The organism is Streptomyces minutiscleroticus, assembly GCF_014650875.1.
Classification (GTDB): Bacteria; Actinomycetota; Actinomycetes; order Streptomycetales; family Streptomycetaceae; genus Streptomyces; species Streptomyces minutiscleroticus.
Genome location: NZ_BMVU01000001.1, coordinates 214668 through 228919, shown reverse-complemented (window position 1 = coordinate 228919; position 14252 = coordinate 214668). Strand labels below are relative to the sequence as shown.

Here is a 14252-nt window from a genome sequence, read left to right as displayed (position 1 = left end):
GCTTCCCGCCCCTCCCCGTCCCCGCCCTCAGCCCGCTCTCCGCTCCCGGCCGCGCCCTCAGCCCGCTCTCCGCTCCCGGCCGCGCTCACCGCCCCTCCCCCTCCCGTCCCCTCCCTCAGTCCCTCCCCCCGGTCCGCTCCCCCGCCTCCGGCGCCTGCGCCGTCTCCTCCTCCAGCCACCGCAGGTAGTCCGCGCCGCCGCGCACGATCGGGGTCGCGACGATCTCGGGCGTGTCGTAGTCGTGGGCGGCGCGCAGGTACGACTCCAGCTCCTCGTAGCGCGCGCCGGTCGTCTTGAACAGCACCTGCCACTCGGCGGCGGTCTCCACCTCACCCCGCCACCGGTAGACGGACGTGACCGGTCCGCTGATCTGCGCGCAGGCCGCGACCCGCGCGCCGACCGCGCCGCGGGCCAGCGCCTCCGCCTTGCCGGCGTCGTCGGTCGTGGTCAGAACGGTGAGCCAGGCTGCCGTGGCCATCTTCGGTCTCCTCTCCGGGCTTTCGCGGCAACGATTCTCGTCCCCCGCGCCCCGTGCCGGTCACGCGGCACGCACGCGGCGCGCGGGGGGACCGGCCCGGGCCGGGCGGGCGCCCCGGCCGCCGCGGCCCGTCCTCTCCCGCACGCGACGGCGGCGGCCGGGCGGCTCCGCGCCCCGCCGGGTCACCCGTTCACACGCGCCGCGCGCACTCTTCGGACATACGGTCGCCGCTCCCGGGAGACGCCCGGCTGACCTGCTGAAACAGCGTGAGAATCGCTTCGGGCCGCGGTCGCGCGCCGCCCCGTAGCACGTCATCTGACGCGCCATCAGCAAGCGTGCGCGGCCTTCTGCCACTTACCTCGGTAGGGCGGGGCCAGGCCGACGCAGCGGCACACGGGGTGCTGCCGGCCGCGCCCGTTCGGAGGAGCAGACGATGCGCACAGTCCGTCCGCTGACCGGTACCGCGCTCGCCGTCGCCGCCGCGGGCCTGGCCGCCGCGGGTCCGGCCGCCGCGCCCGCGTACGGCGCCGCGGACGGCCTGGAGGTGTACCCCGCCACCGTGGCCCCCGGCGACGAGGTCACGGTGAACACGGCGGCGTGCGGCGGGAACGCCCCCGTGACGGGTGACGCCGCGGCCGTGGGCGCGGGCTCCTTCACCCTGGCGCCCAGCGAGCACGAGGAGGACGCGGTCGGGCACTTCGACGTGCCGCCGTCGGCGCAGCCCGGCACGTACGAGATCGTCGCGCGCTGCTCGGACGGCGGCAGGATCACCGCGGACCTGGTGGTGAGCCTGGCCGCCGGCGCGCGGCCGGAGCGCCCGCAGGAGAGCGTCCCGAGCGCTCCCGCCACTCCGGACGTCCCGAAGGGAAGCGTGAAGACGGGGGTCGGCGGCGCGCTCGGTCCCGACCCCGCACGGACCGCGGCGGGCGTGGCGGCACTGGCCGTCGCCGCCGCGGGCGGTACCTGGCTCCTGCACCGCCGGGCGAGAGGCGACGGGATCTGAGGACACCTCCGCTGTCCACCGGTACCGCACGTCCCCTCCCCTCCGGGCGCGACGCCCCTCGCGCCCGGAGGGGACGCGGGGCTCTTCCGCATCCGTCGCGCCGAGGCGAAGGGGCCGCGCATGCCCAGGCCGGGCAACACCGTCATAGCCTCCGTCACCGTGGTCGCCCTGTGCTCGGGCGGCTGGCTGCTGGGCGGCGCGCACACGCACGCGCCGCCGCAGCCGTCGCCCGCGCAGTCCGGTACGGACGCCGGCCGGGAGCGGCCGGCCGCGCACGCCCTGCCGCCGTCGCCGCCCGACCGCATCCGCATCCCCTCGATCGGGGTGGACGCGCCCCTGACGGGCCTCCGCCTCACCCCGCAGGGCAGCCTCGACGCGCCCCCGGCCGACCGCCCCCGGCTCGCCGGCTGGTACGAGGCGGGCACCTCGCCCGGCGAGCGGGGCACCGCGATCGTGGCCGGCCACGTCGACAACGCGGACGGCCCCGCCGTCTTCTACCGCCTGGGCGCGGTGGAGAGGGGCGCGACGATCGAGGTGGACCGGCGGGACGGCACGGTCGCGGTGTTCGCCGTGCACGCCGTGGAGGTGTACGACCGCCGGCACTTCCCGGACGGGAAGGTGTACGGCGCGGCACCGCGCCCCGAGCTACGGGTGATCACCTGCGGGGGCGGCTACGCGAAGGGGATCGGCTACCGGGGGAACGTGGTGGTCTTCGCCCGCCTCACGGGCAGCCGCTGAGCCGCCCGCGGGGAGCGGGCGCGGACGGGTGCCCCCCGAGGACAGGCGCGGACGGGCGCCCGCTCACGCGAGCCACTGCTCGTACGCGAGGTTCGCCACCAGCGCGAACACGACCACGAGCAGCACGATCCGGACGAAGCCGCTGCCCCTCTTGAGCGCGGTGCGCGCCCCGAGCATGCCGCCCGCCAGGTTGAACACGGCCATCGGCCCGGCCAGCTGCCACAGCACGGTGCCCTGCCAGGCGAACATCGCGAGGGCGCCGGCGTTGGTGCAGCAGTTGACGATCTTCGCGGTGGCGGAGGCGGAGACCAGGTCGAGGTGGAGCACGGCGGTGAGCGCCAGCACCAGGAACGTGCCCGTGCCGGGTCCGATGAACCCGTCGTAGAAGCCGATGCCGAGGCCCGCGAGCCCGATCGCCGCCCAGATCCGGCGGCGGGGGACCGGGCCGGCCGCGGGCGCCGTGCCGAACGCGGGCCGCAGGATGACGAAGGCGGCGACGCCGAGCAGGACGACCATGATCACGGGCTTGAGCACCTCGGTGCTCATCCCGGCGGCGAAGAAGGCCCCGCCCGTCGAGCCGGCCAGCGCGGCGAGGCCGATCCGCACGGCGGTGCCCACGGGCACGGGCGCCCGGCGCGCGTACGTCACGGCGGCGCCCGTCGTGCCGACGATCGCCACCGCCTTGTTGGTGCCGAGCGCGTACGCGGCCTGGGTGCCGCCCGGCAGTCCGAGCAGCAGGGCCGGGAGCAGCAGCAGTCCGCCGCCGCCCACCACGGCGTCGATCCAGCCGGCCGCCAGGGCGGCGGCGCAGAGGACGACGACCGTGGTCAGAGAGATGTCAGGCATGATCACGACCCTAGGGAGCGGATGGTTGGCCAGTCCATCCACCGGGTGTGCCCTGCGCTTTTCCTGAGCCTTTTCTGAGCCTTCCGCGGTGCCGTCGTGCCAGGTCGAAACCCTCACAGCCGGTCCGCCGACGGGCTGAGGGCAGCGTTCCCCGTGGGAAACAACCGTGATGCGACCGGGTAACACCGGCACCGCACGCTGCGTGCATGACCTCGAATGCGCGTGTGGTGGCGGCCGGCGCCGGACCCGTGGGCGGCCGGCCCGCCGGCGGCACGCGCGGCCCCCACCCCCACCGCGAGACCGCCGGCGGTGGCCGCCCGGTCGGCGGGGTGCCCGCCGGCGCGCCCGCCCGCGCCCGGGAGGGAGCGGAGCCGCTGCCCTCGGACGGCACCTCTCCGCTCCACCCGCTCACCCACGACGGAGGCTCCTGATGTCCACGACGGCTTCCCCCGCCCGGCCCCGCCCCACGATCGTGCTCGTCGGGCACGGCATGGTCGGCCAGCGCTTCCTCGAGGCGCTCGCCGAGCGCGGCCTGACCGCCACGCACCGCGTGGTCGTGCTGTGCGAGGAGCCGCGCCCCGCCTACGACCGCGTCCAGCTGACCTCGTACTTCTCGGGCCGGACGCCCGAGGACCTGTCCATGACCGATCCCGGGTTCCTCACGGAGCACGGCATCGAGCTGCACCTGGGCGACCCGGCCGAGGCGGTCGACCGCGCGGCGCGGACGGTGACCGCCCGCTCGGGTCTGACCGTCGCCTACGACACCCTCGTCCTCGCCACCGGCTCCTCCCCCTTCGTACCGCCGGTGCCCGGCAGGGACGCCGAGGGCTGCTTCGTCTACCGCACGATCGAGGACCTGCTCGCGATCGAGGAGTACGCGCGGTCGAGGGCCACCACCGGCGCGGTGGTCGGCGGCGGGCTGCTCGGCCTGGAGGCGGCGGGCGCGCTCAAGGGCCTCGGGCTGGACACCCACATCGTGGAGTTCGCGCCGCGCCTGATGCCGGTGCAGGTCGACGAGGGCGGCGGCGCGGCGCTGCTGCGCACCGTCGAGGGCATGGGCCTGACCGTGCACACCGGCACGGGCACGCAGGAGGTCGTCACCGGCGCGGACGGCGCAGTGACCGGCATGAGGCTGTCCGACGGCTCCGAACTGCCCACGGACATGGTGGTGTTCTCTGCGGGCGTGCGCCCCCGCGACCAGCTCGCCCGGGACTGCGGGCTCACGGTCGGCGAGCGCGGCGGCATCGCGGTCGACGAGCAGTGCCGCACGGTGTCCGACCCGCACGTCTTCGCCGTCGGCGAGTGCGCGCTGGCCGCGGACGGCCGGGTGTACGGCCTGGTGGCGCCCGGCTACGAGATGGCCGAGACGGCCGCCGCCGCGATCGCCGCCGACGAGGACGGGCGGAAGTCGTTCACCGGCGCCGACCTGTCCACCAAGCTGAAGCTCCTCGGCGTCGACGTGGCCTCCTTCGGCGACGCGCACGGCACCACCGACGGCTGCCTCGACGTGGTCTACGCCGACTCCCGCTCCGGCACGTACAAGAAGCTGGTCGTCGGCCGCGGCGGCGAGCTGCTCGGCGGCATCCTCGTCGGCGACGCGGAGGCGTACGGCACGCTGCGCGCGCTCACCGGTTCGGTCCCGCCGATCGCCCCCGAGCAGCTGGTGCTCCCGGCGGGCGCGGGCGCCCCCGCGCAGCTCGGCCCGTCCGCCCTGCCCGACGAGGCGGTCGTCTGCTCCTGCCACAACGTCACCAAGGGCACCGTCCGCGGCGCGGTCACCGAGCACAAGTGCACCACCGTGCCCGAGGTGAAGAAGTGCACCAGGGCCGGCACGGGCTGCGGCAGCTGCGTGAAGGTGCTCGGCCAGCTGGTCACGGCCGAGCTGGAGGCGAGCGGCGTCGAGGTCGACAAGGGCCTGTGCGGCTGCTTCCCGCAGACCCGCGAGGAGCTGTACGAGATCGTCCTCGCCCTGCGCATCACCTCCTACCGGCAGCTCCTGGACCGCTACGGCCGGGAGGCGGCGCGCGGCGGCGACGGCTGCGAGGTCTGCAAGCCCACGGTCGGCTCGATCATCGCCTCGCTCGCGCCCACGATCGGCGCCGACGGCTACGTCCTCCAGGGCGAGCAGGCGGCCCTGCAGGACACCAACGACCACTTCCTCGCCAACCTCCAGAAGAACGGCTCGTACTCGGTCGTGCCGCGCATCCCCGGTGGCGAGATCACCCCGGAGAAGCTCATCGTCATCGGCGAGGTGGCCCGGGACTTCGGCCTCTACACGAAGATCACGGGCGGCCAGCGCATCGACCTGTTCGGCGCGCGCGTGGAGCAGCTGCCGCTGATCTGGACCCGGCTGGTCGACGCGGGCTTCGAGTCGGGCCACGCGTACGGCAAGTCGCTGCGCACGGTGAAGTCCTGCGTGGGGCGGACCTGGTGCCGCTACGGCGTGCAGGACTCGGTCCGCATGGCCATCGACCTGGAGCTGCGCTACCGGGGACTCAGGTCGCCCCACAAGCTGAAGTCGGCGGTCTCCGGCTGCGCCCGCGAGTGCGCGGAGGCCCAGTCCAAGGACTTCGGGATCATCGCCACCGCCAACGGCTGGAACCTGTACGTCGGCGGCAACGGCGGCGCCACCCCGCGCCACGCGGACCTGCTCGCCCAGGACCTCTCCGACGCCGAGCTGGTCCGGCTGATCGACCGCTTCCTGATGTTCTACATCCGCACCGCCGACCGCCTGGAGCGCACGTCGGTGTGGCTGGAGCGGATCCCGGGCGGCCTGGACCACGTGCGGGACGTGGTGGTGCACGACTCCCTCGGCATCTGCGAGGAGCTGGAGTCCCTGATGGCCGCGCACGTCGCGCACTACCGCGACGAGTGGGCGACGACCATCGAGGACCCCGAGAAGCTGGCCCGCTTCGTCTCCTTCGTCAACGCCCCCGACACCCCCGACCCGGTCGTCGGCTTCGTCCCCGAGCGCGACCAGATCAAGCCCGACCTGCCGCTGCTGGCCATCGGCACGCGGCCCGCGGACACCGTCCTGGAAGGAAGCGCCCAGCGATGACCCTGGCACCCGAGACGACCGACCTGATGGTGCAGCTCCGGCTCGCGGACGACTGGTTCACGGTCTGCGACCTCGGCCGGCTGCTGCCCGGCCGCGGCGTGGCGGCCCTGCTCCCGGACGGCCGTCAGGCGGCCCTGTTCCTGGACCGCGCGGGCCGGCTGTACGCGATCGACAACCGCGACCCGTTCAGCGGCGCGGCCGTCCTCTCGCGCGGCCTGACCGGCACCCACCAGGGCCGCCCCTTCGTCGCCTCGCCCCTGCTCAAGCAGCGCTTCGACCTGTCGTCCGGGCAGTGCCTGGACGACGAGTCGGTGCGGGTGGCGACGTACGAGGTACGCACGGCCGCGTGAGGCCGGGCTCCCGGGCCCGCCGTCCTCCGCTCAGCGGCGGGGCGCCGACGGTCCCGGGCAGAACTCGGCGCTGCTCAGCCGGCGCCGCACGGCCATCGCGATCGGACGCTCGACGAAACGCTGCACCACGTACGACAGGACGACCAGGACCGCCACCGTGACCCCGACCAGCACCCACGGGTCGGTCCGGTCCCCGTACCGCTGCGCCACGGTCATCCCGATCACGTCGTGCAGCAGGTACAGCGGGAAGGTCAGCGTGCCCGCCACCGTCAGCCGGCGCCAGCGGATCCGGCGGGTCCAGCCGAGCGCGATGGCGGCGACCAGCACGAAGAACACCGTGATCACCAGGACCAGCCAGCCACGCCCCGGCGCCCAGTTGTCCCAGTTGTTCCGACCGCCGTGCGGCGTCAGCAGGAAGTACTGGGCCAGCAGCCACGACATGGTCACGATGCCCCACAGCAGCGGCGTCGGCCGGAAGCGGTGCATGAGGTGGAAGGCCATGCCCGCGATGAAGTACGGGGCGGACACCGGGTTGGTCAGCAGCGTGAGCAGCGGCAGGTCGGCCGTCGGCGCCAGCACCGCGGCGACCGTCCACAGTCCGCAGAAGATCACCACGCGCTGGTAGGTGAGCCCCTTCCACACCACGACCGCGAAGGTGAGGTAGAAGCAGAGCTCCGGCCACAGCGTCCAGTACACCGAGTCCAGGTTGTCCACGCCGAGCGGGGTCTGCAGCATGGTGAGGTTGGCGAACAGCACCCACGGTTCGAGGCGCCCGAACGGGGTGTCGAACAGGCAGATGACGCTCGCCGACACCGCGATCGCCACCCAGTACATCGGGTACAGACGGGTGACGCGGGATATGAAGAAGTCCCGCGGGGTGCGCCCCCATGCGCTCATGCAGATGGCGAAGCCGCTGATCAGGAAGAACAGGTCCACGCCCAGCCGTCCGTAGGCGAAGTAGGCGTGCGCCTCGGGGAAGATCTCCTGGTAGGGGCGGCCCCAGATGGACCGCATCGTTCCGGGGGCCTGCCCGACGAAGTGGAAGAGCACCACCGCCAGCGCCGCCAGGAACCGCAGTCCGTCCAGCGCGGCGAGCCGACCGCCACGGACGGGTGCCGCGGCCGGGCCGGCCGCGGCACCCGTCCGCGCCTCGCCGACGGTCCGCGCCGACGCCGCGGGCGTCGTCCCGCCGTCCGTCCGGTCCGTGACCGCACCGGCCTCCGGTGCCGCGTACTCCGTTCTCTTCATGCACCCATCACTTTCGTACCCGAGGCTCCGACAGGGGCGTACCTTTCCCTGCGTATGACCAGCCACGCGGAGATCGTGCGGGACGACCGTGAGAGGCCCGTCACGGTCCTGGGCACGAAGGGCCGTAAAAGCGGCGGAAGCGCACGAGAGGGCGGCACCCCCGCACGGGTGCCGCCCTCTCCTTTCCGCGGTCCGGAACCGTTGCCGATCGGTGAGGGTGTTCAGGTGACGGACAACGGCTCCGGAACTTGCGCGCCCCGGAGGGCTAGCGGTGGTCGCTGCCCCGGGACCGCGAGGCCGCGCGGCCCGCCTCCAGGCGCGCCACCGGGATGCGGAACGGCGAGCAGGAGACGTAGTCGAGACCCACCTCGTGGAAGAAGTGGACCGACTCCGGGTCGCCGCCGTGCTCGCCGCAGACGCCGAGCTTGAGGCCGGGCCGGGTCGCGCGGCCGGCCTCGGCGGCGGACCGCACCAGGGCACCCACGCCGTCCTTGTCGATCGTCTCGAAGGGGCTGACGCCGAAGATGCCCTTCTCCAGGTACGCGGTGAAGAAGCTGGCCTCCACGTCGTCCCGGCTGAAGCCCCAGACGGTCTGCGTGAGGTCGTTGGTGCCGAAGGAGAAGAACTCGGCGGCCTCGGCGATCTGCCCGGCGGTGAGCGCGGCGCGGGGCAGCTCGATCATGGTGCCGATGGCCAGCTTCAGGTCGGTGCCGGTGGCCTCCTGGACCTCGGCGATGACCTGGTCGGCCTCGTCGCGCACCAGCTCCAGCTCCTGGACGGTGCCGACCAGCGGGATCATGATCTCGGCGCGCGGGTCGCCCTTGGCGGCCCGGCGCTCGGCGGCGGCCTCCGCGATCGCCCGTACCTGCATGGTGAACAGGCCGGGGATGACCAGGCCGAGGCGGACGCCGCGCAGGCCCAGCATCGGGTTCTGCTCGTGCAGCCGGTGCACGGCCTGGAGCAGGCGCAGGTCGTTCTCGTGCGGGTCCTTGCGGGCCTCGGCGAGCGCGACGCGCACGGACAGCTCGGTGATGTCGGGCAGGAACTCGTGCAGCGGCGGGTCGAGCAGGCGGACGGTGACGGGCAGCCCGTCCATCGCCTCGAACAGCTCGACGAAGTCCCGCTTCTGCAGCGGCAGCAGCTGCCTGAGGGACTCCTCGCGCTCGGCGTCGGTGTCCGCCAGGATCAGCCGCTCCACCAGCTCGCGCCGGTCGCCGAGGAACATGTGCTCGGTGCGGCACAGGCCGATGCCCTGGGCGCCGAAGCGGCGGGCGCGCAGCGCGTCCTCGGCGTTGTCGGCGTTGGCGCGCACCCGCAGCCGGCGCTTGCGGTCGGCGAAGGCCATGATCCGGTGCACGGCCTCGACCAGCTCGTCGGCGTCGTCGGCGCCCGCGTGCATCCGGCCCTCGAAGTACTCGACGACCGGCGACGGCACGACCGGGACCTCGCCCAGGTACACCTTGCCCGTCGAACCGTCGATCGAGATGACGTCGCCCTCCTCGACGACGACGCCGCCCGGCGCGGACAGGCACCGCCTCTTGGTGTCGACCTCCAGCTCCTCGGCGCCGCACACGCAGGTCTTGCCCATGCCGCGGGCGACGACGGCCGCGTGCGAGGTCTTGCCGCCGCGCGAGGTCAGGATGCCCTCGGCGGCGATCATGCCGTCGAGGTCGTCGGGGTTGGTCTCGCGGCGGATCAGGATGACCTTCTCGCCCGAGCGCGACCACTTGACCGCGGTGTACGAGTCGAAGACGGCCTTGCCGACGGCCGCGCCCGGCGAGGCGGCGATGCCCCGGCCGATCTGCCGCACCTTCGCCTGGTCGTCGAAGCGCGGGAACATCAGCTGGGCGAGCTGGGCGCCGGTGACGCGCTGGAGCGCCTCGGCCTCGTCGATCAGGCCCTGGTCCACCAGCTGGGTGGCGATGCGGAAGGCGGCGCCGGCCGTCCGCTTGCCGACGCGGGTCTGGAGCATCCACAGCTGCCCGCGCTCGATGGTGAACTCGATGTCGCAGAGGTCCTTGTAGTGGTTCTCCAGGGTCTCCATGATCTGCATCAGCCGGTCGTACGACTTCTTGTCGATCGACTCCAGCTCGGCGAGCGGCACGGTGTTGCGGATGCCCGCGACGACGTCCTCGCCCTGCGCGTTCTGCAGGTAGTCGCCGTAGACGCCCTGGTGGCCCGAGGCGGGGTCGCGGGTGAAGGCGACGCCGGTGCCGGAGTCGGGGCCGAGGTTGCCGAAGACCATGGAGCAGACGTTGACGGCGGTGCCCAGGTCGTGCGGGATGCGCTCCTGGCGGCGGTAGAGCTTGGCGCGCTCGCCGTTCCAGGAGTCGAAGACGGCCTTGATCGCGAGGTCCATCTGCTCGCGCGGGTCCTGCGGGAAGTCGCGTCCGGCCTCGGCCTTGACGATCTTCTTGAACTTCGTGACGAGCTTCTTGAGGTCGGCCGCCTCCAGCTCGGTGTCCACCGTGACCTTCTTCGCCCTCTTGGCCTGGTCGAGGGCGTCCTCGAAGAGGTCGCCGTCCACTCCGAGGACGGTCTTGCCGAACATCTGGATGAGCCGGCGGTAGGAGTCCCAGGCGAACCGTTCGTCGCCGGCCTGCTCGGCGAGGCCCTGTACGGACCGGTCGGAGAGCCCGATGTTGAGGACGGTGTCCATCATGCCCGGCATGGAGAACTTGGCCCCGGAGCGCACGGACACGAGAAGGGGGTCGTCGGCCTGGCCGAGCCTCTTGCCCGCCTTCGCCTCCAGGGCGTCGAGGTGCGCACTCACCTCGTCACGCAGTGCCGCCGGCTCCTCACCGCTGTCGAGGTAGACCCTGCATGCCTCGGTGGTGATGGTGAAGCCCGGAGGAACGGGAAGGCCCAGGTTGGTCATCTCGGCGAGGTTCGCGCCCTTCCCGCCGAGCAGGTCCTTGAGGTCCTTGTTGCCTTCGGTGAAGTCGTAAACGAGCTTCACGCCCTCGGCTGCGTGGGGATCTTTGTTTTCCGACACGGGTCTCGACTCCTCGAGGACGCGGTGGCTGCCCTGACGGCGAGGAACATACCCAGATCCAAGGCGTCTGAGGAGGTCTGCTTACACGTCATACGGCTGTAACCGGGCGTGCGCCAACAGATCGAAAGTAATGGCTTGGCAAGGCCATGGCCGATCACGCGTTCACCTCTTGAACGAGTCAACGCCCGTAGACCGTGATGAATGCTCATGTGAGCGGCTGCAGATACGCTTGAGTTTGATGCGTGAACAACAAAGGGGTGGCACTGAGTGCCACCCCTTGAGGAAGTGCAGCCGCCCGCGCCCTGCTCATCTGAGCGCAAGGTTTATCAAGGGTGGCGAGAATCACGCCGTAGTGCGCCCCCCGAGGTCCACCATTCGGACCGCGCGCCCGGCCGTGACGGGGACGTCACACGCCCAGGGCCAGCAGCCGCTCCTCGGCCCGCTCGGGCGCGTACAGGTGCTCCACGACCAGCGCGCCCGCCCCGACCAGTCCCGCCCGCTCGCCGAGCCGCGAGGTCACGACCTCCAGGCGGGCGGTGGAGCGCGGCAGCGCCCGCTGGTAGAGCAGCTCGCGCACCCCGGTCAGGAACGGCGTCCCGGCCAGGTCCCCGGCGATCATCAGCACGCCGGGGTTCAGCAGCGTCACCACGGTCGCCAGCACCTCGCCGACGTGCCGCCCGGCCTCCCGGGCCAGCGCGGCGGCCTCCGGGTGACCGGCGTCGAGCAGGTCGCGCACGTCCGAGCCGGACGCGGCCGGCACCCCGGACGCGGCGAGCCGCCGCGCCACGGCACCGCCGCCGGCGACCGCGGCCAGGCAGCCGTACGCCCCGCACCGGCACTGCGCGTCCGCGCCCCGCGCCACCCGCACGTGCCCGATGTCCCCCGCTCCCCCGTCCAGGCCCCGGTAGACCCCGCCGTCCACGACGACGCCCGCGCCGATGCCCGTGGACACCTTGACCAGCACGAACGCCGGGCAGTCCGGGTAGCCGGCGCGCTGTTCGCCGTACGCCATGAGGTTGGCGTCGTTGTCGACGAGGACCGGGACGCCGGCGGCGCCCGTGTGCTCGGTGAAGGCACGGGTGAGGCGGCCTCTTATGTCGTAGCCGTCCCAGCCGGGCATGATCGGCGGCTGCACGACCCGGCCGGTGCCGGTGTCCACCGGGCCCGGCACCGCGAGCCCGATGCCGCACACCTCGTCCGCCGGCCGGCCCGACTTCTCCAGCAGCCGCCCGAACCAGTGCCCCAGCTCGCCGAGGACCGCGTCCGGGCCGTCCTCGACGCGCAGCGCCCCCGAGTGCTCGACGAGCAGGTCGCCGGCGAGGGAGAGGACCGCGGCGCGCGCGTGCCGGGTGTCCAGGTCGGCGGCGAGGACGACCGCGTGGGCGTCGTCGAACTCCAGCGTGACGGAGGGGCGCCCGCCCAGCGGCGAGTCCACCGGGCCGCCCGCCCCCTCGCGCAGCCAGCCCGCGCGGAAGAGGCGGTCGAGCCGCTGACCGACCGTGGCCCGGGACAGCCCCGTCGCCTGCTGCAGCGCGCCGCGCGTCGTGGCCCGTCCGCTGCGGACCAGTGCGAGCAGCTCTCCGGCGCCCGCCCGGCTGCCGGTCCTTCCGGCCCGTCCGGCCATGCACACCCCCTTGCTTTCCTCAACTCTGCATTACATATTGAGTTTTGCGTGTTAAATAGACGTAACCCTAGGGCTTAACCGGCAGAACCGGTCGGCCGCATCTCTTCCGGGGAGACCTGAGTGGACCGCTCGACCCAGCTCACCGCCCGCCGCACCGGGCAGTCCCGGCCCTCTCGCCACCCCGTCCCTCCCCCCGTCCCCGGCCACGGCGCGCTCGTTCCCGCCCAGGCGGTCGCATACGATCCGGCCACCGTGACGGGATCCGGTTCCCTGCACGCCCGGGCGTCCCGCGTACTGCTCGGTAACTGGACCGGCACGTCCACGGTCCCCTCACGCGGCCTGTACCCGCACCAGTGGTCGTGGGACTCGGCGTTCATCGCGATCGGACTGCGGCACCTGTCGCCGCTGCGGGCCCAGGTGGAGCTGGAGACGCTGCTCGGCGCGCAGTGGGACGACGGCCGCGTTCCGCACATCGTGTTCAACCCCTCCGTGCCGCTGGACGCCTACTTCCCGAGCCCCGACTTCTGGCGCTCGTCCACCGCGGGAGCCGCGGCGGGCGCCCCGCGCACCGTACAGACGTCCGGCATCGTGCAGCCACCCGTGCACGCGCTCGCCGCGTGGCTGGTGCACACCTCCGACCCCGGCCTGTCGCGGACGCGCTCCTTCCTGCCCCGGCTCTACCCCCGCCTCGCGGCCTGGCACCGCTATCTGCTGCACCGTCGGGACCTGGGCGGCGGGGGCCTCGCCGCCGTGGTCCACCCCTGGGAGCAGGGCATGGACAACAGCCCCGCGTGGGACGTGCCGCTGAGCCGAATCGTTCCGGCCGAGCCGCGCACCTTCCGGCGCGCGGACCTCGACCACGGGGCGGCCCAGGACCGCCCGACGGACCTGGACTACGGGCGGTACGTGCGGCTGGCCGCGGACTACCGCGACCGCGGGTACGCCGACGGGGAGAGCGACTTCGCGGTGGAGGACCCGGCGTTCAACGCGCTGCTGATCGCCTCCGAGCACGCCCTCGCCCGGATCGCCCGGGAGATCGGCGTCCCGGCCCGGGCCCGCGCCGCCCGGGCCGAGCGGCTGACCCAGGCCCTGGTCGACCGTCTGTGGGACCCGGCCGAGGGGCTGTTCCTCTGCCGCGACCTGCGGGGCGGCGAGGTCCGGGGCGAGGCGCGGACCGGGGTCGGGCTGCCGGGGCAGCGCACCGCTGCCGACGACGTGCCCGCGGCGCCCGGGCGCGGCACGGCCCGCCCGGGGCGGCACCCGGGGAGCGGCGCCCCCCTGCTGCCCGGACAGCGCACACCGGCCGACGGCGCGGCGGCGGACCCGGCGGCCGGCCCGTCCGCGGGCTCCCCGACGGCCTCCCCGCCCGGCGCGCTCGTCGCCGAGCGGAGCGTCGCCGGACTGATCCCGCTGGTGCTGCCCGGCCTGCCCGCCGACGTCGCCGCCGCCCTGGTCCGCACCGCCGGCGGCCCGCACTTCGGCCTCGGCGCGGCGACCCGCCTGGCGCCGAGCTACGACCTGACCGGGCACGCCTTCGACCCGCACCGGTACTGGCGGGGCCCGGCGTGGTTCAACACCAACTGGCTGCTGGAGCGCGGCCTGCGCGCGCACGGCGAGCAGGCGTGCGCGGACGCGCTGCGGGCGGCGCTGCTCGACGCCGCCGGGGAGTCCGGTTTCGCGGAGTACGTCGACCCGTACACCGGCGAGGGGTGCGGCGCGCGCGACTTCAGCTGGACGGCCGCGCTGACGCTGGACCTGCTGCACGACTGCGCGGACGGCCTGCCCCGGCCGGAGCGGGACGCGTCCGGCGCCGCACGGAGCGCGTGACGCGGAGCACACGGCACGGCAGCACGGCATGGGGACGTACGACACGCGGCGCATCACACGAAGCGGACGACGACGACCGGGCGCG

11 protein-coding genes are annotated in these 14252 nt (G+C 73.7%); 6 read left to right on the top strand and 5 right to left on the bottom strand.

Annotated features, from left to right (window positions below; genetic code table 11):
* Positions 1–115: 115 nt before the first annotated feature.
* Positions 116–478: a divalent-cation tolerance protein CutA gene (cutA, locus tag IE271_RS00840; RefSeq protein WP_190188129.1), complete on the bottom strand. Its 363-nt coding sequence runs from the start codon at positions 476–478 to the stop codon at positions 116–118.
* A gap of 433 nt (positions 479–911) precedes the next feature.
* On the opposite strand from cutA, the gene IE271_RS00835 reads away from it, so the two are divergent.
* Positions 912–1481: a hypothetical protein gene (locus tag IE271_RS00835; RefSeq protein ID WP_190188128.1), complete on the top strand. Its 570-nt coding sequence runs from the start codon at positions 912–914 to the stop codon at positions 1479–1481.
* A gap of 120 nt (positions 1482–1601) precedes the next feature.
* Positions 1602–2219 (top strand): class F sortase, encoded by a 618-nt coding sequence (locus IE271_RS00830; RefSeq protein ID WP_190188127.1) that lies wholly within the window; start codon positions 1602–1604, stop codon positions 2217–2219.
* A 63-nt stretch (positions 2220–2282) separates the two neighbouring features.
* Here IE271_RS00830 and IE271_RS00825 read toward each other — a convergent pair whose 3' ends face one another.
* Positions 2283–3065: a sulfite exporter TauE/SafE family protein gene (locus tag IE271_RS00825; RefSeq protein WP_190188126.1), complete on the bottom strand. Its 783-nt coding sequence runs from the start codon at positions 3063–3065 to the stop codon at positions 2283–2285.
* 206 nt (positions 3066–3271) lie between these two features.
* On the opposite strand from IE271_RS00825, the gene IE271_RS00820 reads away from it, so the two are divergent.
* The 3 genes from IE271_RS00820 to nirD are packed head-to-tail and all read left to right on the top strand — an operon-like array spanning position 3272 to position 6473.
* A complete protein-coding gene (locus tag IE271_RS00820) occupies positions 3272–3496 on the top strand; it encodes a hypothetical protein (RefSeq protein WP_190188580.1) in 225 nt (74 codons plus the stop codon).
* The gene (gene nirB, locus IE271_RS00815) at positions 3496–6123 is read left to right on the top strand and encodes a nitrite reductase large subunit NirB (RefSeq protein ID WP_190188125.1); all 2628 of its coding nucleotides are present in this window, start codon (positions 3496–3498) and stop codon (positions 6121–6123) included. The genes IE271_RS00820 and nirB overlap by 1 nt, the downstream gene beginning before the upstream one ends.
* Positions 6120–6473 (top strand): nitrite reductase small subunit NirD, encoded by a 354-nt coding sequence (gene nirD / locus IE271_RS00810; RefSeq protein ID WP_190188124.1) that lies wholly within the window; start codon positions 6120–6122, stop codon positions 6471–6473. Before nirB ends, nirD begins: the two co-directional genes overlap by 4 nt.
* A 30-nt stretch (positions 6474–6503) precedes the next feature.
* Here nirD and IE271_RS00805 read toward each other — a convergent pair whose 3' ends face one another.
* From IE271_RS00805 to IE271_RS00795, 3 genes are all read right to left on the bottom strand, one after another.
* On the bottom strand, positions 6504–7721 hold the full coding sequence (locus tag IE271_RS00805; protein ID WP_190188123.1) for an acyltransferase family protein: 1218 nt from the start codon (positions 7719–7721) through the stop codon (positions 6504–6506).
* Positions 7722–7986: 265 nt separating this feature from the next.
* Complete coding sequence (gene ppdK / locus IE271_RS00800) at positions 7987–10716, bottom strand: pyruvate, phosphate dikinase (protein WP_190188122.1); 2730 nt, start codon at positions 10714–10716, stop codon at positions 7987–7989.
* Between the two features lie 406 nt (positions 10717–11122).
* Complete coding sequence (locus IE271_RS00795; RefSeq protein WP_190188121.1) at positions 11123–12340, bottom strand: ROK family protein; 1218 nt, start codon at positions 12338–12340, stop codon at positions 11123–11125.
* Positions 12341–12460: 120 nt separating this feature from the next.
* Between IE271_RS00795 and IE271_RS00790 the strand changes: the two genes are divergently transcribed.
* Positions 12461–14167, top strand: a complete 1707-nt coding sequence (locus IE271_RS00790; RefSeq protein WP_190188120.1) for an MGH1-like glycoside hydrolase domain-containing protein — start codon at positions 12461–12463, stop codon at positions 14165–14167.
* Positions 14168–14252: the final 85 nt, after the last annotated feature.

Coding starts and splice junctions, on each gene's coding strand:
- nirB (WP_190188125.1), top strand. CDS start 3,496: ATGTCCACGACGGCTTCCCCCGCCCGGCCCCGCCCCACGATCGTGCTC.
- IE271_RS00825 (WP_190188126.1), bottom strand. CDS start 3,065: ATGCCTGACATCTCTCTGACCACGGTCGTCGTCCTCTGCGCCGCCGCC.
- cutA (WP_190188129.1), bottom strand. CDS start 478: ATGGCCACGGCAGCCTGGCTCACCGTTCTGACCACGACCGACGACGCC.
- IE271_RS00805 (WP_190188123.1), bottom strand. CDS start 7,721: ATGAAGAGAACGGAGTACGCGGCACCGGAGGCCGGTGCGGTCACGGAC.
- IE271_RS00830 (WP_190188127.1), top strand. CDS start 1,602: ATGCCCAGGCCGGGCAACACCGTCATAGCCTCCGTCACCGTGGTCGCC.
- IE271_RS00795 (WP_190188121.1), bottom strand. CDS start 12,340: ATGGCCGGACGGGCCGGAAGGACCGGCAGCCGGGCGGGCGCCGGAGAG.
- nirD (WP_190188124.1), top strand. CDS start 6,120: ATGACCCTGGCACCCGAGACGACCGACCTGATGGTGCAGCTCCGGCTC.
- IE271_RS00820 (WP_190188580.1), top strand. CDS start 3,272: ATGACCTCGAATGCGCGTGTGGTGGCGGCCGGCGCCGGACCCGTGGGC.
- IE271_RS00835 (WP_190188128.1), top strand. CDS start 912: ATGCGCACAGTCCGTCCGCTGACCGGTACCGCGCTCGCCGTCGCCGCC.